The sequence below is a fragment of the Brachymonas moutaii (nom. illeg.) genome, from assembly GCF_049977365.1.
In the GTDB taxonomy this organism is placed as follows: domain Bacteria; phylum Pseudomonadota; class Gammaproteobacteria; order Burkholderiales; family Burkholderiaceae_C; genus Brachymonas.
In genome coordinates this window covers 125,236-146,714 of record NZ_JBNGEN010000007.1, presented here as the reverse complement: position 1 = coordinate 146,714, position 21,479 = coordinate 125,236, and the positions used below count along the sequence as shown (strand labels likewise).

Sequence of the window (21,479 nt, the reverse complement as noted above, 5' to 3'; positions counted from 1 at the left end):
AGAAAGAGAATGCGACAGCCCTGCGGTTCACCGCGGGCCTTCAGAACTATTTCGCTGCCTTGCCATCGGGCAGAATCTCGGCCAGCATGCGCCGCACGCCCTGCTGCCAGTCGGGCAGCACCAGGCCAAAGGTCTGCTGCAGCCGCGTCGTGGACAGACGCGAATTGAGCGGCCGACGCGCCGGCGTGGGAAATGCGCTGGTCGGCACCGCTGCAATGGCGTCCTGCGTCACCCGCACCGGCACTCCTGCCTCCCGCGCCGTCTGCAGCACCAGCGAGGCATAGCCATGCCAGGTGGTCTCGCCACCCGCCACCAGATGGTAGAGCCCGGCACACTGCGAATCACCACGCAGCAGCTGGCGCAGCGCATGGGCCGTGACATCGGCCAGCAGCTCGGCTCCGGTGGGGGCCCCATGCTGGTCGTCGATCACGCTGAGGGCATCGCGCTCCTGCCCCAGCCGCAGCATGGTCTTGGCAAAGTTGCCCCCCCGGGCCGCATAGACCCAGCTGGTGCGAAAGATCAGGTGCTTCGGGCAATGCCGCTGCACGAGCTGCTCGCCCTCCAGCTTGGTGCGTCCATACACATTGAGCGGTGCCGGGGTATCGCCTTCGGTCCAGGGACGATCCCCCGATCCGTCGAACACGTAATCGGTCGAATAGTGCACCAGTGCCGCCCCCAGCGTGGCAGCTTCCTCGGCCAGCACGCCCACGGCCGTGGCGTTGAGGCAGCGCGCCAGCTCCGGCTCGCTCTCGGCGCGGTCCACGGCCGTATGGGCGGCCGCATTGACGATGGCATGGGGGCGCACGCGGCGCACAGTGTCCCGCAATCCCTCGGGATCGCCGAAATCCCCGGCCAGCGGCCGGCCCTCCCATACCGGGTTGTCCTCCAGGCGGTGATCCAGCGCCACCACCTCGCCCAGCGGCGCCAGGCTGCGCTGCAGCTCCCAGCCCACCTGCCCGTTGCGACCGAACAGCAGAATTCTCATGACGGTATCCCCTGTGTCTTACTGGTGGTACTGCAGATTCACCCACTCCCGGTAGGCCCCGCTCTGCACGTTCTGCACCCATTGCGGATGGTCCAGATACCACTGCACCGTCTTGGCAATGCCGGTCTCGAACGTTTCGGCCGGCTTCCAGCCGAGTTCACGCTCGATCTTGCGCGCATCGATGGCATAGCGGCGGTCATGACCGGGACGATCCGTCACATGCGTGATCTGCGTGCGGTAGCTCTGGCCATCCGCACGGGGACGGAGCCCGTCAAGCAGATCGCAGACGATGTGCACGATATCGATATTGGCCTTTTCGTTCCAGCCGCCCACGTTGTAGGTTTCGCCGACCTGCCCGGCCTCGAGCACGCGGCGGATGGCACTGCAATGGTCCTTGACGTAGAGCCAGTCCCGAATCTGCATGCCGTCGCCATACACCGGCAGCGGCTTGCCAGCCAGCGCATTCACGATCATGAGCGGAATGAGCTTCTCGGGGAAATGGTAGGGCCCGTAATTGTTGCTGCAGTTGGTGGTCAGCACCGGCAGCCCATAAGTGTGATGGTATGCACGCACCAGATGGTCGCTTGCCGCCTTGCTTGCGCTGTAGGGGCTGTTTGGCTCGTAGCGATGCCGTTCGGTAAACGCCGGAGCCGTGGATTCCAGCGTGCCATACACCTCGTCGGTCGACACATGCAGCAGGCGGAAAGCCGCCTGCTCGGCACCCCCCAATCCCCCAAAATACGCACGCACCGACTCCAGCAGATGGAAGGTGCCGACGATATTGGTCTGGATGAAATCCTCCGGGCCATGGATCGAGCGATCCACATGGCTCTCGGCCGCAAAGTTCACCACCGCACGCGGCCGATGCTCGGCCAGCAGCCGCTCCACCAGCGCACGGTCGCCAATGTCCCCCTGCACAAAGACATGGCGGGGATTGTCCTTGAGCGAAGCCAGCGTCTCCAGATTGCCCGCATAGGTGAGCTTGTCCAGATTGACCACCGGCTCCTCATGCCCAGCCACCCAGTCCAGCACAAAATTTCCGCCAATGAAGCCGGCGCCGCCTGTTACCAATATCATGGAAATCCTTTCAATACAAAATCAATAAAATAAGCCTCTGCAAGCACTCAAATCCAACGCATCAGATGCGAGAATACAATGACCACCCTATCCACTACACGCCTGCGCGAATACCTCATCAAAAGACAAATACTTTTTGCACTGAATTTCGCAGAAGAATTCACACAACTGCTACGTAAATCAAGTGCACTTTTATCACCTCCACCTGCAGCAATATAAATATCCGAAGCCATGACAATTTGTCCCTTGTACCATCCACTTCGTATCTTGCGCAGCCTGTTGGCAATCGATTTCCAGCCACCTCTTGCACCCAATTCATTGTTGTCATGTTGACGGTAACGCATATGAGGAACAGGATCAAAATACCATTTTGATCCCCATGCCCTTGAAAGGACATAGGCCAGCCAGTCATGGAATTCAAATTTAGCTATCTCGCTTGCATGCGATCGCACAAAATCCTGTAACCTCACAAAAAATGCTTGCGTAAAAACGTAGGTACATCCCTGGCCGGCCGCTTCAAAAAAAGCATCGGCCGGGAGTTGTCTGGGATTTTGCTTCAATATCGAAGTCCTACCATCCGGCCAGAAGGCTTCTACTGCGCACGAGTAACATTCGCTTCCGCTGCCCTGCAGCAAATTCACCGCCGACGCCAACTTATCTGGCATCCAGATATCATCCTGATCTGCAAATGCATAATAATCATAATCAGGCGGGACATATCTTATTAACTCATAAAAATTAAATCCCGCCTTTCCTGTATTGGAATCTGCCTCAAGCACTTTCAAGGCGTCTTTTTTCAAAGAATAATTCTTCAAAACCTCACTTGTGCCATCACGAGAACAATCGTCCCGAACAAATACATCGATGACATCACATCCGGATTGCTGAAAAATAGAATCCAACTGCTCTTTAATATATTTTTCACCATCAAATGCAGCCAAAAGCACACACACTCTCATAATATCCTCTAGTACGCACCAGAACCAGCAAGCACCACCTTAAATGTTTTTGCAATGATCACTACATCCATCCAGGGGGACCAGTTCTTGATATACCATCCATCGAAATAAATGCGATCTGCAAACGAGGTATTACTTCGACCACTGACCTGCCACAGCCCACTCATTCCAGGCCGCACTACCCCATACAAAGAAATATCCTCACCGTAATCCACCACCTCACTGGGCATAAGAGGACGAGGACCAATAAGACTCATGTCCCCCTTCAATACATTGAAAAGCTGAGGAAACTCATCAACACTCGTCCTTCTTATGAAACGTCCAATCTTCAATATGCGCGGATCATTTGCCAGCTTAAAATTATTTTCTTTATACTCCAACCACTCAGGCGAGTCATTTAACCTCCACTGCTCAAGAATCTGCCCTGCATTCACCACCATGCTTCTGAACTTATAAAACTTGAATGCTTTTCCATCTTTTCCTATTCTTGCTTGATGATAGATAACAGGACCACCATCTTCTCTTTTTATAAGAAATGCAATCCATAGAAAAAATGGAGACAGAACAAACAATCCGATACTTGCAAGGAAAATATCCAGACTCCTTTTCAATATCTGCCATTGAATTTTGGCAAGGTTATTCTGCAGGTGAATCTGCAGAACCTCATGGCTGAAGAAATAGGAGGTTTCCATGCCGTACAGCGGCACGCCCCGCATGGAGGGGATGACGCGCACGCTCCTGACCATGTACTGGGTGAGCTGACGGATGCAGGCGTCGCGGTAGTCCCGCTGCTCGGCCTCGAAGGCGATGACGTTGTTGCACTCATGGATGCTGCTTGCCTGATCCTCTGTGCCCTGCCACTCCACGACCGGCAGGCCGGAGGCACGGATGGCGGGATCCACTTCGGTCAGCAGCTCCGGAGGTGCCACGAATCCGTCCAGAATGACCCCCAGCGCAGGCTCCGAGCGCAGGGCCAGACAGGCCTGCCAGGCATTGGGCCCCACACCATAGATCACGGTATGACGGTTCCACTTACCCAGCCGCATGAGCATGCGGCGCGCGAGGCCCCTGCCCCAGGGCTGGAGCACGAGCAGACAGCCCCAGAACGCCAGCCACCAGGTCCGAGAATAGGAAACCCGAAGCAAACCGAGCAAGGCCAAATCGAGTAGAGCAAAAATCAAAACTGCCGTGAGTGACCGATGCAGTTCAGCCCAGAAAGGCTTGCGACGGGTATAGGCCTGTTTAACCGCCCCAAACCAAAACATCCACCCCAGGAGCAACACAAAAAAAATGCTGCCGCGTGCGCCTTGCCAGAATATCTGCTCGGCCATGGGACCATTGAGCCAGCGTGCCAATATGTTGGCCAGTATCGCACTCAGGATAAAGGCACCTATGTCGCAAGTAGCCTGTGCCAGAAGCTGCCAGCCCGCTGCATGCCTGAAGGGCGGAAGTTGATATAGCCGTTTATAAAAATTGACGGTATCAGATTCTGGCGAAGATATTCTCATGAGGGAAGGGCTTCAGGATTGCCGCGAAAAATTCTGTTGCCATCGCCAGGTGCTGGCGCACATGTCGTGCAGTGTGCGATGGGCTTGCCAGCCCAGCTGCTCGCGGGCCTTGTCGGCCTTGGCATAGTAGGCGGGGAGATCCCCATTCCGACGCGGGGCAATGTGATAGGGGACGGGCACGCCCGATGCAGACTCGAAGGTCCGCACCATGTCGAGCACGCTGGTGCCCTGCCCGGTTCCCAGGTTGAAGGCATGCCAGCCCGCATGCTCCTGCAGGAAGCGCAGGGCGGCAAGGTGGCCCTCGGCCAGATCCATGACATGGATGTAGTCGCGCACGCCGGTGCCGTCGGGGGTGTCGTAGTCGTCGCCGAAGACGTTGAGCCAGGGCCGGGTGCCGACGGCGACCTGGGCGATGTAGGGCATGAGGTTGTTGGGAATGCCGTTGGGCGCCTCGCCGATCAGCCCGGAAGGGTGGGCGCCGACAGGGTTGAAGTAGCGCAGGGTGGCAAAGCGCCAGTCGGCCGAGCTGGCCGCCACGTCGTGCAGGAATTCCTCGACCTGCAGCTTGGTGCGCCCATAGGGGTTGATGGCCGCCGTGGGATGCTGCTCGTCGTAGGGAAGGTAGTGCGGGGTGCCGTAGACGGTGGCGCTCGAACTGAACACCAGCCGGTGCACACCGGCGGCCTGCATGGCCTGCAGCAGGTTGATGGAGCCCTGCACGTTGTTGGCGTAGTAGTCGATGGGCCGTTCGACCGACTCGCCGACCGCCTTGAGGCCCGCGAAGTGGATGACGGCTTCGATGGAATGGCGCTCAAGGGTGTCCCGCACCAGGGCGGTATCACGCACATCGCCCTCGACGAAGACAGGCCGCGCGCCAGACAGGGCAGCGATGCGGTCGACCATGTCGGCCTGGCTGTTGCAGAGGTTGTCGAGCAGGACGACCTGGTATCCTGCCTCGATCAGCGTCACGGCCGTATGGCTGCCGATGTAGCCGGTGCCGCCGGTGAGAAGCACATGGGACTGGAACATGCTCACCCCTTCATGCGATGTGCGAGCCACTCGGAGAACTGGGTGCCGACTTCCGGATGGGTCTGCGCCAGGTCGACCGTGGCCTGCAGGAAGCCCAGCTTGCTGCCGCAGTCATAGCGGGCACCTTCATAGCGGTAGGCAAAGACCTTTTCGCGCCGCAGGAGGGCCGCGATGGCGTCGGTGAGCTGGATCTCGCCGCCCACGCCGTGGGATTGGCGGGCGAGCTCGTCGAAGATGCCGGGGGTGAGAATGTAGCGTCCGGCCACGGCGAGCGTGCTGGGGGCTTCCTCGGGGGCAGGCTTTTCGATGATGCCGTCGACGTCGACGAGGCGTTCACGGATGGGGGTGCCGGAGACGATGCCGTATTTGCGGGTTTCTTCGTGCGGCACGTCCTGCACGGCCAGGATGCTCGCGCGCCACTCGCGGAACTGCTGGACCATCTGGCTCATGACCGGGGGCTCACCGACCATGAGGTCATCGGCCAGCAGCACGGCAAAGGGCTCGTCTCCCACGAGCTGGTGGGCACAGGACACGGCGTGGCCCAGCCCCAGGGCCCGCGGCTGGCGCACGTACACGCACTGCATGTCCTCGGGCATGATGCTGCGCACCAGATCGAGCAGCGCCGTCTTGCCTGCAGCTTCGAGTTCGGATTCCAGCTCGTAGGCCGTGTCGAAATGGTCTTCGATGGAACGCTTGGTGCGCCCTGTGACAAAGATCATCTGGCGGATGCCGGCTGCGTAGGCCTCCTCAACAGCGTACTGAATGAGGGGCCTGTCCACGACGGGAAGCATTTCCTTGGGACTGGCCTTGGTGGCGGGAAGGAAGCGGGTGCCCAGGCCCGCGATGGGGAAAACGGCCTTGCGGATGACAGTGTTCATGGGAGGGTTTGTATCACAGGGAACCCCCGTAATCCGGGGGAACGGTTCTTATAATTTGGGTGGACCCGGCCGGGCCCATGCGGCGCATGCATGGCAGCACAGTGACAAGTGTCTGACACGACATTGACACCGGCATGACAGGACTGCGCGCCACACGCTAGGCCGTTCAAACTACTCTTCTCTCGATATTGTATGCAAAGCACTTCTATGCCCTTGATGGCTGTGGTGGGCCTGGGCTATGTGGGCCTGCCCCTTGCTGTGGAATTCGGCCGTCAGCGACCCGTGGTGGGCTTTGACATCAACACGACACGGATTGCCGAGCTGGAGGCCGGACGGGACAGCACGCTCGAAACCACCGCCGAGCAGCTGGCTGCAGCCACCCATCTGCGCTACGCCAGCACGCTCGACGCGCTGCGCGACTGCCGCATCTTCATCGTGACGGTGCCAACGCCGGTGGACGGTGCCAACAACCCCGACCTGACTCCTCTGGTGAAGGCCAGCGAATCAGTGGGGAAGGTGCTCAAGCCGGGCGACATCGTGATCTACGAATCGACCGTGTACCCTGGCGCGACCGAGGAGGTGTGCGTGCCGGTGCTGGAGCGCATGTCCGGGCTCACCTACATTCACAGCGGCAACGAGGCCACGGCCGATGCGGCACGCGGCTTCTACTGCGGCTACAGCCCGGAACGCATCAATCCCGGCGACAAGGTGAACACCCTCACCAAGATCCGCAAGATCACCAGCGGCAGCACGGCCGCCACGGCGCAGACGGTGAATGCGCTGTATGCGGACATCATCACGGCGGGCACCTACCCGGCCAGCTCCATCCGGGTGGCGGAGGCCGCCAAGGTGATCGAGAACACGCAGCGCGACCTCAACATTGCGTTTGTCAACGAGCTGTCCGTGCTGTTCGCCCGACTGGGCATCGACACCGTGGAGGTGCTGGAGGCAGCGGGCAGCAAGTGGAACTTTCTGCCTTTCCGGCCCGGGCTGGTGGGAGGACACTGCATCGGCGTGGACCCCTACTACCTCACGCACAAGGCGCAGGCCGTGGGCTACAACCCTCAGGTGATTCTGGCGGGGCGCCGCATCAACGACAACATGGCGCGCTATGTGGCTCGCAACACCATTCGCCTGATGCTGCAGCAGGGCATGGACGCTCCGCGCTGCCGGGTGGGAATCCTGGGCATCACCTTCAAGGAGAACTGCCCGGACATCCGCAACAGCAAGGTGGTGGACATGGTGCGCGAGTTCGAGAGCTGGGGCATGCAGGTGGCGGTGTGCGACCCGGTAGCCGATGCGGTGGAGGTGCAGCGCGAATACGGCATCGCGCTGGAGCCGATCGACGCCGAGCACCCGGTGGATGTGCTGGTGGTGGCCGTGGGCCACAGTGCCTACCGGGCCCTGACGCCCGCCGAGCTCCGGCCCTTCACCCGGGGCGAGCACCCGATCCTGAGCGACGTGAAGAGCCTGTACGACCGCCACGCAGCCGCAGAGGCCGGGTTCAAGGTGTTCCGGCTGTAAGGCACCCCAGGGGCACGAAGCACAGGCACGGACACCCCGTGCAGGCCCCTGCCCCCTGTGCCCCGGCCCTGTCTGCAGGAGGGGCTGCGTGCTCCGCCGGACGGACTGCGCCGATGTGTCACCCTTTTGTCAGCTTTGCCGAATAGGCGCACAATGCGGGCTGTTTTTCATGACACGCCTGATTTCCTTCCATGCATACCATCAAGAATTTCGCGCTGATCGGTGCGGCCGGCTACATTGCACCCCGCCACATGCGGGCCATCAAGGATCTGGGACACCATCTGGCGGTGGCCTATGACATCAACGATTCGGTCGGCATCATCGACAGCATCTCTCCGCAGAGCGAGTTCTTCACCGACTTCGAGCGTTTCTACGACCATGCCTGGAGCCTGAAGCGCGATCCGGCCCGCACGCTCGACTTTGTGAGCATCTGCACGCCCAACTACCTGCACCATTCCCACATCACGGCGGGGCTGCGGCTGGGGTGCGACGTGATCTGCGAGAAACCGCTGGTGCCGACGCCCGAGCTGCTCGACGACCTGGTGCTGGTGGAGAAGGAAACCGGCCACCGTGTTCGCAACATTCTGCAGCTGCGCCACCATGACGCCATTCTGGCGCTGCGCCGCAAGGTGGCCGAGGCGCCGGCCGACCGCAAGTTCGACGTGGAGCTGACCTACATCACCTCGCGCGGCAAGTGGTACATGGAGAGCTGGAAGGGCGATCCGCGCAAGTCCTTCGGTGTGGCGACCAACATCGGGGTGCATTTCTATGACATGCTGCACTTCGTGTTCGGCAACCTGCAGGAGAACGTGGTGCACTACAGCGCCGAGAACAAGGCGGCGGGCTATCTGGAGTACGAACGCGCGCGCGTGCGCTGGTTCCTGTCGATCGACGCCACCGATCTGCCCGACAGCGTGAAGGGCAGGAAGCCGACTTTCCGCAGCATCGACATCAGCGGCGAGCAGCTTGAGTTCTCGGAAGGCTTCACGGAACTGCACAAGGTGAGCTACGAGGAGATTCTGGCCGGCCGTGGCTACGGGCTGGAAGATGCGCGGCACTGCATCGAGACGGTGAACGTCATTCGCCACGCGCAGCCCGTGCCCGCCCGGGACGGCCAGGGACACCCGATGCTTGCCCGGCTGCTGCGGGCCTGAGGGGGCTGCGCTTTTTCCACGCATTGGAGGCGGCACGCACGGGCACATGCCGGTGCGCGCCGCCAGAAACATCAATCGACGAGGTGCTTGCCCATGGCGGCTGACATGACGACGGCGTCTGCGGACGCTCCTGCTTCTTCTCCTGTGGTCCATTCCACGGCCATCGTGGATGCGGGGGCGCAGCTCGGCGCGGGCACCCGTGTATGGCACTGGGTGCACATCTGCGGCGGAGCCCGCATCGGCGCGGGGTGCTCGTTCGGGCAGAACGTGTTTGTGGGCAATGACGTGCAGATCGGCAACAACGTGAAGGTGCAGAACAACGTGAGCGTGTACGACGCGGTGACACTGGAGGACGACGTGTTCTGCGGCCCGAGCATGGTGTTCACCAACGTCTACAACCCCCGCTCTGCCGTGGCGCGCAAGAGCGAATACCGCCGCACGCTGGTGCGACAGGGGGCGACGATCGGCGCCAATGCGACCATTGTGTGCGGCCATACCGTGGGGCGGTACGCCTTCGTGGGGGCCGGGGCCGTGGTACAAAGGGATGTGCCGGACTTTGCCCTGGTGGTAGGGGTGCCGGCGCGGCGCATCGGCTGGATGAGCCGCTTCGGCGAGCGGCTGGATCTGCCGGCTTCGGGCGAGGGCGAGGCGCGCTGCCCCCACACGGGCGACCGCTATGTGCTCCAGGACGACGCAGTGACGCTGGTGCCGGCGGCCTGAGGCCGGAGGGCCCTGCACGATCTGGCTGCGGCAGCCCTGCGGGGCGGACGACCGCGAGCACGCACCCGACATGCCACGCGCACAACACATTCCGGGACGGTCCTGTGGCCCTGCATGGCGCGGGGTCTGTTCACTGTCCCTTTTTTCATGACCTGTGGAGGACAGGGCTCCCGTGCGGGATGCCCTGCATGCATCACGATGGATTTCATCGATCTCAAATCGCAGTACGCTGCCCTCAAGACCCGCATCGACACCCGCATCCAGCAGGTGCTCGACCACGGCCAGTACATCATGGGCCCCGAAGTGGCCGAGCTGGAGACGGCGCTGGCAGCGCGGACCGGTGCGGCGCACTGCATCACGGTGTCGAGCGGCACCGAGGCGCTGCTCATCAGCCTGATGGCGCTGGAACTGCGCCCCGGCGACGAGGTGATCACCACGCCCTTCACCTTTGCCGCCACGGTGGAGGTGATCGTGTTCCTGGGCGGGCGCCCGGTGTTCGTCGACGTGGAACCCGACACGGGCCTGATCGACGCCGGCCGGATCGAGGCAGCCATCACGCCGCGCACCCGTGCGATCATGCCGGTGAGCCTGTATGGACAGGTGGCGGACATGACGGCGATCCGCGCAGTGGCCGCACGGCATGGGCATCTGCCTGTGATCGAGGATGGCGCGCAGAGTTTCGGGGCCACGCTCGACGGTGTGGAAAGCGGCCATCTGTCCACGCTGGGCTGCACGAGCTTTTTCCCCAGCAAGCCGCTCGGCTGCTATGGGGATGGCGGCGCCATCTTCACGAGCGACGACACGCTGGCCCGCGCCTGCCGCGAGCTGCGGGTACATGGCCAGAGCAAGCGCTACACCCATACCCGCATCGGCGTGGGCGGACGCATGGACACGATCCAGTGCGCCGTGGTGCTGGCCAAGCTGGAACGGTTCGACTGGGAAGTGGCGCGGCGCGCGGAGCTGGGCGCCCGCTATAACGCACTGTGCGATGCCGCCGGCATCACGCGCATCCAGCAGCGGCCGGGACGCACCAGCGTGTTTGCACAGTACACGGTCCGGGTGCCTGACCGCGAGGCGGTGCAGGCGGCCCTCAAGGCCGAAGGCATTCCGACCGCCGTGCACTACCCCATCCCCATGAACCGCCAACCGGCCTATCAGGGACTGTGCGACACCCCCACCCCGGTGGCAGACATGCTGGCGGGCTCGGTGATGAGCCTGCCGATGAGCGCCGACCTGACGCACGACACGCAGGACCGCGTCATCGCGGCCCTGGCTCGGGTACTGGGCTGACCGGCGCAGGTTGCCCCGCCCTCTTTCTTCCCTCCCCGCTGCCCTGTTGCCGACGATGTCTTCCCGTGCTCCTGCCGGACTCCTGCATGCCACGCTCACCCTGCTGATGGGCGGAGCGCTCGCACAGGTCGTGCCCCTGGCACTGGGGCCGGTGATCACACGCCTGTTCACGCCGGAGGCGATGGGCGGATTCACGAGCTTCACCACGGTGGCCGCCACCCTGGCCGTGGTGGCCTGCGGCCGCTACGAGTTTGCGCTGCCGATGGCACGGCAGGAAGGCGATGCCCGTGCCCTGCTGGCGCTGTGCCTGCGCATCTGGCTGGCGGTGACGGTGCTGTGCCTGCCTGTGGGCTGGGCGCTGGCGCGCTGGGCGCATCTGCCTCTGCCGGCCCTGCTGCCGCTGGCGGTGGCAGGGAGTGGGCTGCTGCAGCTGCTCGTGATGTGGTGCAACCGCGCCGAACAGTTCCGCGCACTGGCCACCAGCCGGGTGGTACAGTATGGCGGAGGCGCCGTGCTGCAGGTGCTGTTCGGCTATGCACTGTGGAGCGGCCAGGCCACGGGCACCGCAGGCACATGGGCACTGGTGCTGGCCCCCAGCGTGGCGGTGCTGCTGGCGACCCTGCCCCTGTGGCGCCCTGCTCCGGCGGGGGGCTGGCGGAGAGTCTGGCCGCTGGCGGCCTCTGCGGACCTGGGACAGGACATGCGGCGCATGGCCTCCATCCATCGCGATTTTCCGCTGCTCAACACGCCGCATGCCTTTCTGGGCACGCTGCAGGATGCACTGGCCGTGGCGCTGCTGGTGGCCTGGTCGGGCGATGCGGCCGCAGGCTTCTGGGGACTGGCGCTGCGCTACCTCAAGGCGCCGGCCACACTGGTGGGCAGCGCGGTGTCGCAGGCGCTGTACCCCCGGCTGACCGGCGCCCGGCCCGAGGATGCCCGGCGAGCCGTGCGTCAGATCATGCTGCTGCTCGGGGCTGTGGCGCTGGGGCTCATGGGCGTGCTGATGGTGGCGGGGCCCTGGCTGTTCCGGCTGGTGTTCGGGGCCGGATGGCGGGATGCGGGCGAGCTGGCCCGCGCCCTGGCCCCCTACATTGCCGCGCATTTCGTGGCTGCGCCGCTGGCCGTGGTCACCATGGCCTGGCAGGCCCAGCGCTGGGCCTTCCGCTGGGCAGTGGTGGGGCAGATCGCCTTCGTGGGCGCCCTCGCGGCCGGACTGCGGTGGGGAGGGCTGCTGGCCGGGGCCTGGGCCGTTTCGGCCGCGATGGTGGTGTATTTCGGCATCTATTTCTGGCGTCTGGCCTTCTGGTCGGACATTCCCGCACCCGAGCCTGCCGATCCGGCTGAAGCGGATGTGGGTCAACTGGTGGAGGAGCAGCCATGACGTCCCCCATGTCCCCGCCTTCCATGCCCCCCGCCCTGCGCTGGCGCGCCCGCCTCAACCGCATGCGGCGCTGGCTGTGGCAGGCACTGTGCTTCCGCATGGTGTTCGGCGAGGTGTCCGGCGGCCAGCCCCGCCCCGCCACCCGCATCTCGCCGAGCACCTGCATCGAGCACGAGGACCGGCTGCTGCTGGAGGACGACGTGTTCATCGGGCACTTCAACTTCATCGAGGCCAGCGCAGGCATCACCATCGGGGCCGGGACGCAGATCACCAACTTCGTCAGCATCGTCACCCACAGCACCCACCGCAGCGTGCGGGTGGCAGCCCGGGTGCCGGGGGCTCCCGGGCCCGCTGCGGACGGCTCGTTCGCCAGCGATATCCGGGCTCCGATCCGCATCGGGGCGCACTGCTTCATCGGCCCGCACTGCGTGGTCGAGGCCGGCACGGTGCTGGGCAAGGGCTGTCTGGTGGCCAGCCACAGCCGGGTGCGTGGCACATTTCCCGACTTTGCGGTGGTGAGCGGTTGCCCTGCCCGCGTGGTGGGCGACACCCGCACGCAGGATGCCCGCTGGCTCGCCGAGCACCCCGACCATCTGACGGCCTACACACACTGGGCCGGTGCGCTGCCCTCCGCTTCCGGGATGCAGGCGGCATCGGCATCCCCATTTCCTCCGCACGACGCATGACCCCTGCCGTTTTTCCCGCCCCCTTGCCGGTCGATGCCACACGCCGCCTGCGCTATGCCCTGGTGGGCGACGGCGAAAGCCCGCACCTCGTCAAATGGGGGCGTGCCCTGCATCCGCATGTCGATCTGTGGGTATGCTCCAGCCGGGGCTTTGCACCCGGGCTGGCGGAGCTGGTACCGCCCGAGCAGCGGCTGGCACTGCACACCGACCCGGCCCATGGCGGGGGCAACGCTGCGCTGCTGCGTCGCCTGCCGGAAGTCGGCCGCTGGCTGCGCCATGCGGATGCCGACTGGATCAACCCCCACTACCTCACCTCGCACGGCACGCTGGTGTGGCTGGCACGCCGCCCATGGCGCCTGCGCGGGCGCGTGCTGGCATCGGCCTGGGGCAGCGACATCCTGCTCACGCCCGGGCGCCACGCGGCCTACCGGTGGCTCACCTCTTCCATTCTGCGCAACGCGGACCTCTGCACCAGCGACTCGCAGCACATGACGCAGCAGATGCGGGCGCTGGGCGCACGCGAGGTGATGACCTTTCCCTTCGGGCTCGATGCGCTGCCGCCCGTGCCGGCACAGCCGGTGCGCGAGCCCTGGCTCTTTTACGCCAACCGGGGGCTGGAACCCATCTACCAGCCCCTGCGCGTGCTGGAGCTGTTCCGCAGCATCGTCTCGTGGCAGCCGCAGGCCCGGCTCGTGATGGCCCACGACGGCAGTCTGCGCCCCGAGCTGGAAGCGTGGGTGCAACGCGAAGGCTTCGGCGACCGCGTGCGCCTTGTCGGGCGCCTGGACGCCGCCGCACAGGCCGTGTGGTACGACCGGGCCCAGTGGTATCTGAGCCTGCCGCAGAGCGACTCGGTCGCCGTGTCGGTGCTCGAAGCCATGGCCCACGGCTGCATTCCGCTGCTGAGCGACCTGCCCGCCAACCGCGAACTGGTGGCCGACGACGCCCACGGCTGGATCGTGCCGGACCGCCTGGGCAGCGCAGAGCTGGCCCGGGTCAGTGCCCGGCAGCTCCCGATCCTGGCCGCACGCGCCCCGGACATTGCCCGACACCATCGCGCCTGGGTGGCCGACCACGGGCTCTTTGCCCCTGCCGTCTCGCGCCTCATCCAGACCCTGCACACCCTGCCTCCGCTCCGGGGGCCGCACGCATGAACATTCTCTACCTCAACCACTATGCCGGCAGTCCCCTGCACGGCATGGAATACCGTCCCTACTACCTCGCCCGCGAATGGGTGCACGCCGGCCACTGCGTGCGCATGCTCGCCGGCAGCCACAGCCATGTGCGGGCCAGGCAGCCCGATCTGCCCGCGCTGCAGGCGGCGGGAGCGACACGGTCGGGACACGCCACCGTGCAGGACATCGACGGCATCGCCTACCACTGGTATGCCACCCCCCCCTACGCGGGCAACGGCCTGGGCCGGGTGCGCAACATCTGGGCCTTCCTGCGCCAGGCATGGGCCGATGCCCCCCGCATCGCTCGTGAGTTCAGGCCCGATGTAGTCATCGCCAGCAGCACCTACCCCATGGACATCTGGGTCGCCCGCCGCATCGCGCGCCTCACCCGCCGTGCCGGCCACCCCTGCACGCTGGTGTTCGAGGTGCACGACCTCTGGCCCCTGTCTCCCATCGAGCTGGGCGGCATGTCGCCCGGCCACCCCTTCATCCGGCTGTGCCAGGCCGCCGAGAACGCCGCCTACCGGGACGCCGATGTCGTGGTGAGCATGCTGCCCAAGGTGGCCGGACACATGCAGGCGCACGGACTCGACCTGCGCCGGCTCCACATCGTGCCCAACGGCATCACGCTCGACGAATGGCAGGGCGAGCCGCCGCCCCTGCGGGGCGACATCGCGCGCCACGTGGCCGCACAGAAGGCCGCCGGCCGCACCGTGGTCGGTTATGCCGGCTCGCACGGCACCCCCAACGCGCTCGACGTGATGCTCCAGGCTGCCGCCCTGCTCCGGGACGCGCCCTTCAGCTTCGTGCTCGTCGGCGACGGACACGAAAAAGCCGCCCTGCGCCAGCAGGCCGAGGCCCTGGGGCTCGCAGACACCGTGGCCTTTTTCGACCCCATTCCCAAGGCACAGATCCCCGCCTTTCTGGCCCAGGTGGACATCGCCTACATCGGCTGGCAGCGCGTGCCCATCTACCGCTTTGGCATTGCGCCCAACAAGCTCATGGACTACATGATGGCGCGCTGCGTGGTCCTGCATTCGGTCGAGGCCGGCAACGATCCGGTGGCCGAAGCCGGCTGCGGACTCACCGTGCCCCCGGCCGATCCTCCTGCCATTGCGCAAGGCCTGCGCCAGCTCGCCGCGATCGACCCCGCCACCCGAGCCCGCATGGGCGAATCGGGCCGTGCCCACGTGCTCGCACACCACACCTACCCCGTGCTCGCACGCCGCTTTCTGGAAGCCTGTGGCACGAGCCTTGCAAAAAGCTGAAACGTCCTCCCGGCTCCAGACCAAAAGTCGGACAATACCTTTCTGATGCAACCCGGAATGCCTCTCCTGCGCCCCGCCCCTGGCCGGGCCCTGCACGAGAGGCCCCGGGGGTCTCCTGCGCCCGGTCAGGGGCGGCCCAGCGGCCGCTGACGCATGCCCCTTCCGCGCAGGCACTTTCCCCTTCTTCCATCGACTTCATGAGCACACCTGCCTTCATCCCCTTTGCTCGCCCCGACATCGGCGAGGAAGAAATTGCCGCCGTCACGCAGGCCATGCGTTCCGGCTGGGTCACCACCGGCCCTGAAACCCGCGCCTTCGAGCAGGAATTCGCCGACTCGCTCGGCGGTGGCGTTGACACCGTGGCCGTCAATTCCGCCACGGCCGGCCTGCACCTGGCCCTCGAAGCCATCGGAGTGCAGGCGGGCGACGAAGTCATCGTCCCCACCCTCACCTTCACCACCACCGCCGAAGTGGTGCGCTACCTGGGCGCCGACCCCGTCTTCGTGGACTGCGACCCCGTCACGCTCAACATCGACGTGCGCAAGATCGAGGCCGCCATCACCTCCCGCACCAAGGCCATCCTGCCGGTGCACTACGGCGGCCTGTCGTGCGACATGGACGCCATCATGGCGCTGGCGCGGCAGCACCACCTGCGCGTGGTCGAAGACGCCGCCCACGCCCTGCCCTCCACCTGGAAGGGCGTCAAGATCGGCCAGCTCCCGAGCGATGCGGCCGTGTTCAGCTTCTACGCCAACAAGACCATGACCACCGGCGAAGGCGGCATGGCCGTCACGCACGACCCGGCCCTGGCTGCGCGCATGCGCATCATGCGCCTGCACGGCATCAGCCGCGATGCGTTCGACCGCTTCACCAGCAAGACACCGGCCTGGTACTACGAGATCGTGGCTCCCGGCTTCAAGTACAACATGGGCGACATGGCCGGGGCCCTGGGCCGCGTGCAGCTGCGGCGCCTGCCCGCCTTTCTGGCCCGCCGCCAGCAGCTCGCCGCCCGCTACTTCGAGGCGCTGCGCGACCTCCCCCTCATCCTGCCCGCCGATGCCCCTGCGGGCGACGTGCACTCATGGCACCTGTTCGTGCTGCGCCTCACCGAGGCGGCCCGCGTCACGCGCGACGACGTCATCCAGCGCCTGTCCGACGCCGGCATCGGCACCAGCGTGCACTATGTGCCCCTGCACCGCCAGCCCTACTGGCGCGACCGCTACCACCTCACCCCCGAGCAGTTCCCCGAGGCAGACAGGGCCTACCAGCACATGTTCAGCATCCCGCTGTTCACCGCCATGAGCGACGCCGACCAGGAACGCATCATTGCGGCCCTGCACGACATCCTCGGCTGAGCCCCCGCGCACATGACGACGACCGCACGACACCCCGCATGAAGTCCCTCGCCCTCAAGCGCGCCTTCGACCTCGCCGCCTCCGGCATCGGGCTGCTGCTGCTCTCGCCCCTGCTGCTGGCTCTGGCGGCCTGGATCCGGCTCGACTCCCCGGGGCCGGTGTTCTTCCGCCAGGAACGCATCGGCCTGCGCGGGCGGCCTTTCCGCATCTACAAGTTCCGCAGCATGCGCGTGGACCACTCCGGCCTCCAGATCACCGTGGGCGCGGACGACCGCATCACCCGCAGCGGCCACATCATCCGGGCCTACAAGCTCGACGAGCTGCCCCAGCTCCTCAACGTGTTCCTGGGCGACATGAGCCTCGTCGGCCCGCGCCCTGAAGTCCCCCGTTACGTGGCGCTCTACCCGGCCGACGTGCGCGCCGAAGTGCTCAGCGTGCGCCCCGGCATCACCGATCTGGCCTCCGTACAATACCGCAGCGAGAGCACGCTGCTCGCACAGAGTGCCGACCCCGAACGCACCTACATCGACACCATCCTCCCGGCCAAGCTCGCGCTGTGCAGGCAGTATGTGCGCGAGCGCAGCCTCGGGCTCGACCTGAAGATCATCGGCATGACGCTCGGCATCCTGCTCAAGCCCTGATGCATTGCCCTCTCGTGCCCCTTTTCCCTGCTGTCCCCATGCCCGCTCCCCTGTTTCTCATCACCCTGCGCTACCTTCAGCCCCTGGAAGAAGTGGAACGCCACCTGGAAGCTCATCGCGCCTATCTGCGTCAGGGCTATGCACAAGGCGTGTTTCTTGCCTCCGGCCGGCTCGAACCCCGCACCGGCGGCGTGATTCTGGCCCGCGCGGCAGACCGTACGGCGGTGGACACGCTGGTGGCACAGGACCCCTTTCACCGCGAACGGATCGCGGCCTACACCATCCAGGAATGGTGGCCGTCGATGACGGCAGAGGGCCTCGAACCCCTCCGGGTGCTGTGATGCCGCTCCCCTGCACCCACACGCCATGCGCCCGCACCTCCCGGAGCGCCTTCTGCATGGTTCCTCTGGCAGCCTGCACTGTCCTGCTCCCCGCCCGAGCCGCTCCCCATCTGAATGAAGTTCATCCCCTCCCCTGAAGAACCTGTGAACAGGCTCTGAAACACCATGCAGTCCCGCATCTTCAACACCCAAACCCTGCCCCGCCAACTCCTGGCCATGGGCATGGACATCCTCTGCGCCTGGCTGGCCCTGTGGCTGGCCATCAGCCTGCGGCTCGACGTCTGGACCGCCCCTTACCGTGCCCAGGGCATCACCTACCTGCTCGCACCGGCGCTCGCCATACCGATCATGCTGCGGTTCGGGCTGTACCGCGCCATCTTCCGCTACACCGGCTTCGCGGCCATGGTCACCACCATCCAGGCCATCGCCGTCTACGGGGTGCTGTTCTTCTGCTATGTGGTGTTCGTCGGCAACCCCACCCATGTGCCGCGCAGCGTCGGCATCCTGCAGCCGCTCATGTTCCTGCTCCTCGTGGGCGGAAACCGCGCCTTCATCCGGGGACTGTTCCTCTACAGCGGCCAGCACGAGGCCCGCCAGCAGGGCCGCCTGCTCATCTACGGCGCCGGCGAAACCGGCATCCAGACCGCCGGAGCCATCCGCAACGCCCGCCAGTACACCCTCATCGGCTACGTCGACCAGGACCCCGCCAAGATCGGCCGCAGCATCAACGGCGCCGAAGTCTGGTCCCCCGCCGAGCTCCCCGACGTGATCCGCGACAGCGAAGTCACCGACGTGCTCCTGGCCATTCCCTCCCTGCCCCGGGCCCGGCGCAACGCCATCATCCAGAGCCTGCAGGGGCTCAACGTGCATGTGCGCAGCGTGCCCAGCATGGCCGAGCTCACCAGCGGCCGCTCGGGCGTGCAGCAGTTCCAGGAGCTCGATGTCGAGGACCTGCTGGGCCGCGACCCCGTGCCGCCCGTCCCCGCCCTCATCGCCCGCGACATCCAGGACCGGGTCGTGCTCGTGACCGGCGCCGGCGGCAGCATCGGCAGCGAGCTGTGCCGCCAGATCGTGCGGCAGGGCCCGCGCACCGTGCTGCTCGTCGAGCACAGCGAATTCGCGCTCTACCGCATCTACCACGAGCTGCGCGCCCTGGCTGCCGCCACGGCAGGCCCGCAGGGCACCCCCGCCACCATGGTGCCCCTGCTGGGTGACGTCAAGGACCTGCACCACATGCGCGAAATCGTGCGCACCTGGCAGCCCGCCACCCTCTACCATGCCGCCGCCTACAAGCACGTGCCCATGGTCGAGCACAACCCCGTACAGGGCCTGGCCAACAACGTCTTCGGCACCCTCACCATGGCGCGCGTCGCACTGGAATGCCGGGTGCCCCAGTTCGTGCTCATCTCCACCGACAAGGCTGTCCGCCCCACCAACGTCATGGGTGCCAGCAAGCGCCTGGCCGAAATGTGCCTGCAGGCCCTGGCGCACGCCACTGCAAGCGCCGCCGCACCCGGCTTCGCGCCGCTCGACGACGCCATGCACATCCCCCCGGGCGACCGCCCCCTGCCGCAGCTCCCCGCAGCGGCAGTGGCAACAGCCACGGACGGCAGTCCTGCCCAGCCTGCGGCAGCCGCCCCCCGCACCTGCTTCACCATGGTGCGCTTCGGCAACGTGCTCGGCTCCTCCGGATCGGTGGTGCCGCTGTTCCGGCAGCAGATCGCCCACGGTGGCCCCATCACCCTCACCCACCCCGAAGTCACCCGCTACTTCATGACCATTCCCGAGGCCGCCCAGCTCGTGCTGCAGGCCGGCGCCATGGGCACGGGTGGAGACGTCTTCGTGCTCGACATGGGAGAACCCGTCCGCATCCTCCAGCTCGCGCGCCAGATGGTCACCCTCTCCGGCCTGAGCGTGCGCGACGAACAGCACCCCGAAGGCGACATCGCCATCCAGATCACTGGCCTGCGCCCCGGCGAAAAGCTCTACGAGGAACTGCTCATCGGCGACAACCCCCAGCCCACCGAACACCCCCGCATCATGAAAGCCCACGAGGCCCTGCTCCCCTGGGAACAGCTCCAGCCCCTTCTGGTGGAACTGCAGACCCACATGCAGGCCAACGAGGTCGAGGCCCTGTCGGGGCTGCTGCTGCGGCTGGTGAGCGGCTTCAAGGCCGGCCCCATCGTGGACTGGCTCAGTCTTGCACAAAAAAGCACGAGCGTTCAGAAATAGGTAGAATGCGCCTCTGCCGGCCTGCCCCTTCCTGTGCGCGCAGGCCGTGCATCCCAGCCCCACAGAGGAGACATCCATGACCGACCTGAACGCCGCCTTCGAAGCCGCCGTCGCCCGCTCCACCACCCTGAGCGAAAAGCCCGACAACCAGACCCTGCTCAAGATCTACAGCCTCTACAAGCAGGCCACCGAAGGCGACAACACCGCCGCCAAGCCCGGCTTCAGCGACTTCGTCGCCCGCGCCAAGTGGGACGCCTGGAACGCCCTCAAGGGCACCAGCGCCGACGCAGCCCGCCAGCAGTACATCACCCTCATCGACAGCCTGGCCTGAGCGGCCCCGGCTACCGCCCAGAGCGCATCAGGCCGGTACCGCCACAATCACGCTCGACGCCTTGAACACGGCGCGGGCCTGCATGCCCTCCTCCAGCCCCAGCGCGTCGGCGCTGGTATTGGTGATGATGGCCGCCAGCGTGAGCCCGGCGCCAATGTCGAGCACCACCTCGGTATTCACGGCCCCCGGATGCAGCCGCATGATGCGCCCTCCCAGCGCATTGCGCGCCGAGAACCGCACCCCTTCGCTCTCGGTCACCAGAATGACCGAAGACGACTTCACCAGCGCAATGGCCTCGCACCCCGGCACCAGCCCCAGCGCATCGGTGCTTTCCCGCGTCACCACGGCCACCAGCTCATGCCCTCCGGCAATGGCCAGCATCACCTCGTCGTTGACCGCTCCCCGCTCGATGCGGGACACCGTCCCCATGAACTGATTGCGCGCACTGGTTCTCATCATCATTCTCCTCAGCAGTCGGTAATCGTCGGCCAGATGGCCTGCATCTTCGGCCAAATGCGCCAGAAAGCGCCGGTGCTCGGCCTCGATGCGCCGATAGCCCGCCAGCAGCCTCCGGCCGCGCAGCGTGAGCACCGTGCCGCCACCGCCGCGCCCCCCCGTGGCGCGCACCACCAGCGGCTCGCCGGCCAGCTGGTTCATGGCATCGATGGCATCCCAGGCCGTCTTGTAGCTCACGCCCGCCATGCGGGCCGCCTGCGTGATGGAGCCACAGGCCTCCACCGCCTCCAGCAGCCGCATCTGCCGCTCCCCCCCCAGCACCCGCCCCCCCAGCGCCAGCTGAAGCGGCGCTTCGAGCGTCACGGCAGCCTCTTCGCTGGCTTCTTCACAGGGGCAGGGAGCGTGCGCTCCGTGCGGGACAGCCTCCGGCGTTTCCTTCATGCGCATTTCGCCCCCTTTTTGTATATACAAAAATATGCTACTCTTTTG

20 protein-coding genes are annotated in these 21,479 nt (G+C 65.4%); 13 read left to right on the top strand and 7 right to left on the bottom strand.

Annotation, left to right across the window (positions count from 1 at the left end; translation table 11 throughout):
* Window positions 1–46: 46 nt before the first annotated feature.
* Genes rfbD through galU form a run of 6 tightly spaced genes read right to left on the bottom strand, consistent with a single transcriptional unit; the run spans window position 47 to window position 6,436 of the window.
* Window positions 47–985, bottom strand: coding sequence for a dTDP-4-dehydrorhamnose reductase (rfbD, locus tag ACP2WS_RS09290; RefSeq protein WP_426460525.1), 939 nt, complete (start codon window positions 983–985; stop codon window positions 47–49).
* 18 nt (window positions 986–1,003) lie between these two features.
* Complete coding sequence (gene rfbB / locus ACP2WS_RS09285) at window positions 1,004–2,062, bottom strand: dTDP-glucose 4,6-dehydratase (protein WP_426460524.1); 1,059 nt, start codon at window positions 2,060–2,062, stop codon at window positions 1,004–1,006.
* A gap of 47 nt (window positions 2,063–2,109) precedes the next feature.
* A complete protein-coding gene (locus tag ACP2WS_RS09280) occupies window positions 2,110–3,009 on the bottom strand; it encodes a glycosyltransferase (RefSeq protein ID WP_426460523.1) in 900 nt (299 codons plus the stop codon).
* A 20-nt stretch (window positions 3,010–3,029) separates the two neighbouring features.
* Window positions 3,030–4,529 (bottom strand): undecaprenyl-phosphate galactose phosphotransferase WbaP, encoded by a 1,500-nt coding sequence (gene wbaP / locus ACP2WS_RS09275; protein ID WP_426460522.1) that lies wholly within the window; start codon window positions 4,527–4,529, stop codon window positions 3,030–3,032.
* A 12-nt stretch (window positions 4,530–4,541) separates the two neighbouring features.
* The gene (gene galE / locus ACP2WS_RS09270; protein WP_426460521.1) at window positions 4,542–5,558 is read right to left on the bottom strand and encodes a UDP-glucose 4-epimerase GalE; all 1,017 of its coding nucleotides are present in this window, start codon (window positions 5,556–5,558) and stop codon (window positions 4,542–4,544) included.
* 2 nt (window positions 5,559–5,560) lie between these two features.
* A complete protein-coding gene (gene galU / locus ACP2WS_RS09265) occupies window positions 5,561–6,436 on the bottom strand; it encodes a UTP--glucose-1-phosphate uridylyltransferase GalU (protein ID WP_426460520.1) in 876 nt (291 codons plus the stop codon).
* Window positions 6,437–6,628: 192 nt separating this feature from the next.
* Between galU and ACP2WS_RS09260 the strand changes: the two genes are divergently transcribed.
* The 13 genes from ACP2WS_RS09260 to ACP2WS_RS09200 all read left to right on the top strand — a co-directional run bounded on the left by ACP2WS_RS09260 (window position 6,629) and on the right by ACP2WS_RS09200 (window position 20,534).
* Window positions 6,629–7,960 (top strand): nucleotide sugar dehydrogenase, encoded by a 1,332-nt coding sequence (locus tag ACP2WS_RS09260; protein WP_374491688.1) that lies wholly within the window; start codon window positions 6,629–6,631, stop codon window positions 7,958–7,960.
* A gap of 200 nt (window positions 7,961–8,160) precedes the next feature.
* Window positions 8,161–9,114, top strand: a complete 954-nt coding sequence (locus tag ACP2WS_RS09255) for a Gfo/Idh/MocA family oxidoreductase (protein ID WP_426460544.1) — start codon at window positions 8,161–8,163, stop codon at window positions 9,112–9,114.
* A 105-nt stretch (window positions 9,115–9,219) separates the two neighbouring features.
* Complete coding sequence (locus ACP2WS_RS09250; protein WP_426460519.1) at window positions 9,220–9,834, top strand: acyltransferase; 615 nt, start codon at window positions 9,220–9,222, stop codon at window positions 9,832–9,834.
* Window positions 9,835–10,032: 198 nt separating this feature from the next.
* The gene (locus ACP2WS_RS09245) at window positions 10,033–11,124 is read left to right on the top strand and encodes a DegT/DnrJ/EryC1/StrS family aminotransferase (RefSeq protein ID WP_374491691.1); all 1,092 of its coding nucleotides are present in this window, start codon (window positions 10,033–10,035) and stop codon (window positions 11,122–11,124) included.
* Window positions 11,125–11,179: 55 nt separating this feature from the next.
* Window positions 11,180–12,505, top strand: a complete 1,326-nt coding sequence (locus ACP2WS_RS09240) for a lipopolysaccharide biosynthesis protein (RefSeq protein WP_426460518.1) — start codon at window positions 11,180–11,182, stop codon at window positions 12,503–12,505.
* Window positions 12,502–13,191: an acyltransferase gene (locus ACP2WS_RS09235; RefSeq protein WP_426460517.1), complete on the top strand. Its 690-nt coding sequence runs from the start codon at window positions 12,502–12,504 to the stop codon at window positions 13,189–13,191. The genes ACP2WS_RS09240 and ACP2WS_RS09235 overlap by 4 nt, the downstream gene beginning before the upstream one ends.
* Complete coding sequence (locus ACP2WS_RS09230; RefSeq protein ID WP_426460516.1) at window positions 13,188–14,345, top strand: glycosyltransferase family 4 protein; 1,158 nt, start codon at window positions 13,188–13,190, stop codon at window positions 14,343–14,345. Before ACP2WS_RS09235 ends, ACP2WS_RS09230 begins: the two co-directional genes overlap by 4 nt.
* Window positions 14,342–15,634, top strand: a complete 1,293-nt coding sequence (locus ACP2WS_RS09225; protein ID WP_426460514.1) for a glycosyltransferase family 4 protein — start codon at window positions 14,342–14,344, stop codon at window positions 15,632–15,634. Before ACP2WS_RS09230 ends, ACP2WS_RS09225 begins: the two co-directional genes overlap by 4 nt.
* Before the next feature lie 197 nt (window positions 15,635–15,831).
* Window positions 15,832–16,989 (top strand): DegT/DnrJ/EryC1/StrS family aminotransferase, encoded by a 1,158-nt coding sequence (locus ACP2WS_RS09220; RefSeq protein WP_426460513.1) that lies wholly within the window; start codon window positions 15,832–15,834, stop codon window positions 16,987–16,989.
* Window positions 16,990–17,027: 38 nt separating this feature from the next.
* Window positions 17,028–17,630, top strand: coding sequence for a sugar transferase (locus ACP2WS_RS09215; protein ID WP_426460512.1), 603 nt, complete (start codon window positions 17,028–17,030; stop codon window positions 17,628–17,630).
* Between the two features lie 38 nt (window positions 17,631–17,668).
* Window positions 17,669–17,971 carry a YciI family protein gene (locus ACP2WS_RS09210; protein ID WP_426460511.1) on the top strand — a complete coding sequence of 101 codons (303 nt, stop codon included), beginning with the start codon at window positions 17,669–17,671 and terminating at the stop codon, window positions 17,969–17,971.
* Between the two features lie 165 nt (window positions 17,972–18,136).
* Complete coding sequence (locus tag ACP2WS_RS09205) at window positions 18,137–20,203, top strand: polysaccharide biosynthesis protein (RefSeq protein WP_426460510.1); 2,067 nt, start codon at window positions 18,137–18,139, stop codon at window positions 20,201–20,203.
* Window positions 20,204–20,279: 76 nt separating this feature from the next.
* On the top strand, window positions 20,280–20,534 hold the full coding sequence (locus tag ACP2WS_RS09200) for an acyl-CoA-binding protein (protein WP_374491700.1): 255 nt from the start codon (window positions 20,280–20,282) through the stop codon (window positions 20,532–20,534).
* 27 nt (window positions 20,535–20,561) lie between these two features.
* On the opposite strand, the gene ACP2WS_RS09195 is transcribed toward ACP2WS_RS09200, so the two are convergent.
* Window positions 20,562–21,437: a TOBE domain-containing protein gene (locus ACP2WS_RS09195; protein ID WP_426460509.1), complete on the bottom strand. Its 876-nt coding sequence runs from the start codon at window positions 21,435–21,437 to the stop codon at window positions 20,562–20,564.
* Window positions 21,438–21,479: the final 42 nt, after the last annotated feature.

Excerpts from the sequence above, each read along its gene's own strand:
- rfbD (WP_426460525.1), bottom strand. The coding sequence starts at position 985 with ATGAGAATTCTGCTGTTCGGTCGCAACGGGCAGGTGGGCTGGGAGCTG.
- rfbB (WP_426460524.1), bottom strand. The coding sequence starts at position 2,062 with ATGATATTGGTAACAGGCGGCGCCGGCTTCATTGGCGGAAATTTTGTG.
- wbaP (WP_426460522.1), bottom strand. The coding sequence starts at position 4,529 with ATGAGAATATCTTCGCCAGAATCTGATACCGTCAATTTTTATAAACGG.
- galE (WP_426460521.1), bottom strand. The coding sequence starts at position 5,558 with ATGTTCCAGTCCCATGTGCTTCTCACCGGCGGCACCGGCTACATCGGC.
- galU (WP_426460520.1), bottom strand. The coding sequence starts at position 6,436 with ATGAACACTGTCATCCGCAAGGCCGTTTTCCCCATCGCGGGCCTGGGC.
- ACP2WS_RS09260 (WP_374491688.1), top strand. The coding sequence starts at position 6,629 with ATGCAAAGCACTTCTATGCCCTTGATGGCTGTGGTGGGCCTGGGCTAT.
- ACP2WS_RS09250 (WP_426460519.1), top strand. The coding sequence starts at position 9,220 with ATGACGACGGCGTCTGCGGACGCTCCTGCTTCTTCTCCTGTGGTCCAT.
- ACP2WS_RS09245 (WP_374491691.1), top strand. The coding sequence starts at position 10,033 with ATGGATTTCATCGATCTCAAATCGCAGTACGCTGCCCTCAAGACCCGC.
- ACP2WS_RS09240 (WP_426460518.1), top strand. The coding sequence starts at position 11,180 with ATGTCTTCCCGTGCTCCTGCCGGACTCCTGCATGCCACGCTCACCCTG.
- ACP2WS_RS09235 (WP_426460517.1), top strand. The coding sequence starts at position 12,502 with ATGACGTCCCCCATGTCCCCGCCTTCCATGCCCCCCGCCCTGCGCTGG.
- ACP2WS_RS09230 (WP_426460516.1), top strand. The coding sequence starts at position 13,188 with ATGACCCCTGCCGTTTTTCCCGCCCCCTTGCCGGTCGATGCCACACGC.
- ACP2WS_RS09225 (WP_426460514.1), top strand. The coding sequence starts at position 14,342 with ATGAACATTCTCTACCTCAACCACTATGCCGGCAGTCCCCTGCACGGC.
- ACP2WS_RS09220 (WP_426460513.1), top strand. The coding sequence starts at position 15,832 with ATGAGCACACCTGCCTTCATCCCCTTTGCTCGCCCCGACATCGGCGAG.
- ACP2WS_RS09215 (WP_426460512.1), top strand. The coding sequence starts at position 17,028 with ATGAAGTCCCTCGCCCTCAAGCGCGCCTTCGACCTCGCCGCCTCCGGC.
- ACP2WS_RS09210 (WP_426460511.1), top strand. The coding sequence starts at position 17,669 with ATGCCCGCTCCCCTGTTTCTCATCACCCTGCGCTACCTTCAGCCCCTG.
- ACP2WS_RS09205 (WP_426460510.1), top strand. The coding sequence starts at position 18,137 with ATGCAGTCCCGCATCTTCAACACCCAAACCCTGCCCCGCCAACTCCTG.
- ACP2WS_RS09200 (WP_374491700.1), top strand. The coding sequence starts at position 20,280 with ATGACCGACCTGAACGCCGCCTTCGAAGCCGCCGTCGCCCGCTCCACC.
- ACP2WS_RS09195 (WP_426460509.1), bottom strand. The coding sequence starts at position 21,437 with ATGCGCATGAAGGAAACGCCGGAGGCTGTCCCGCACGGAGCGCACGCT.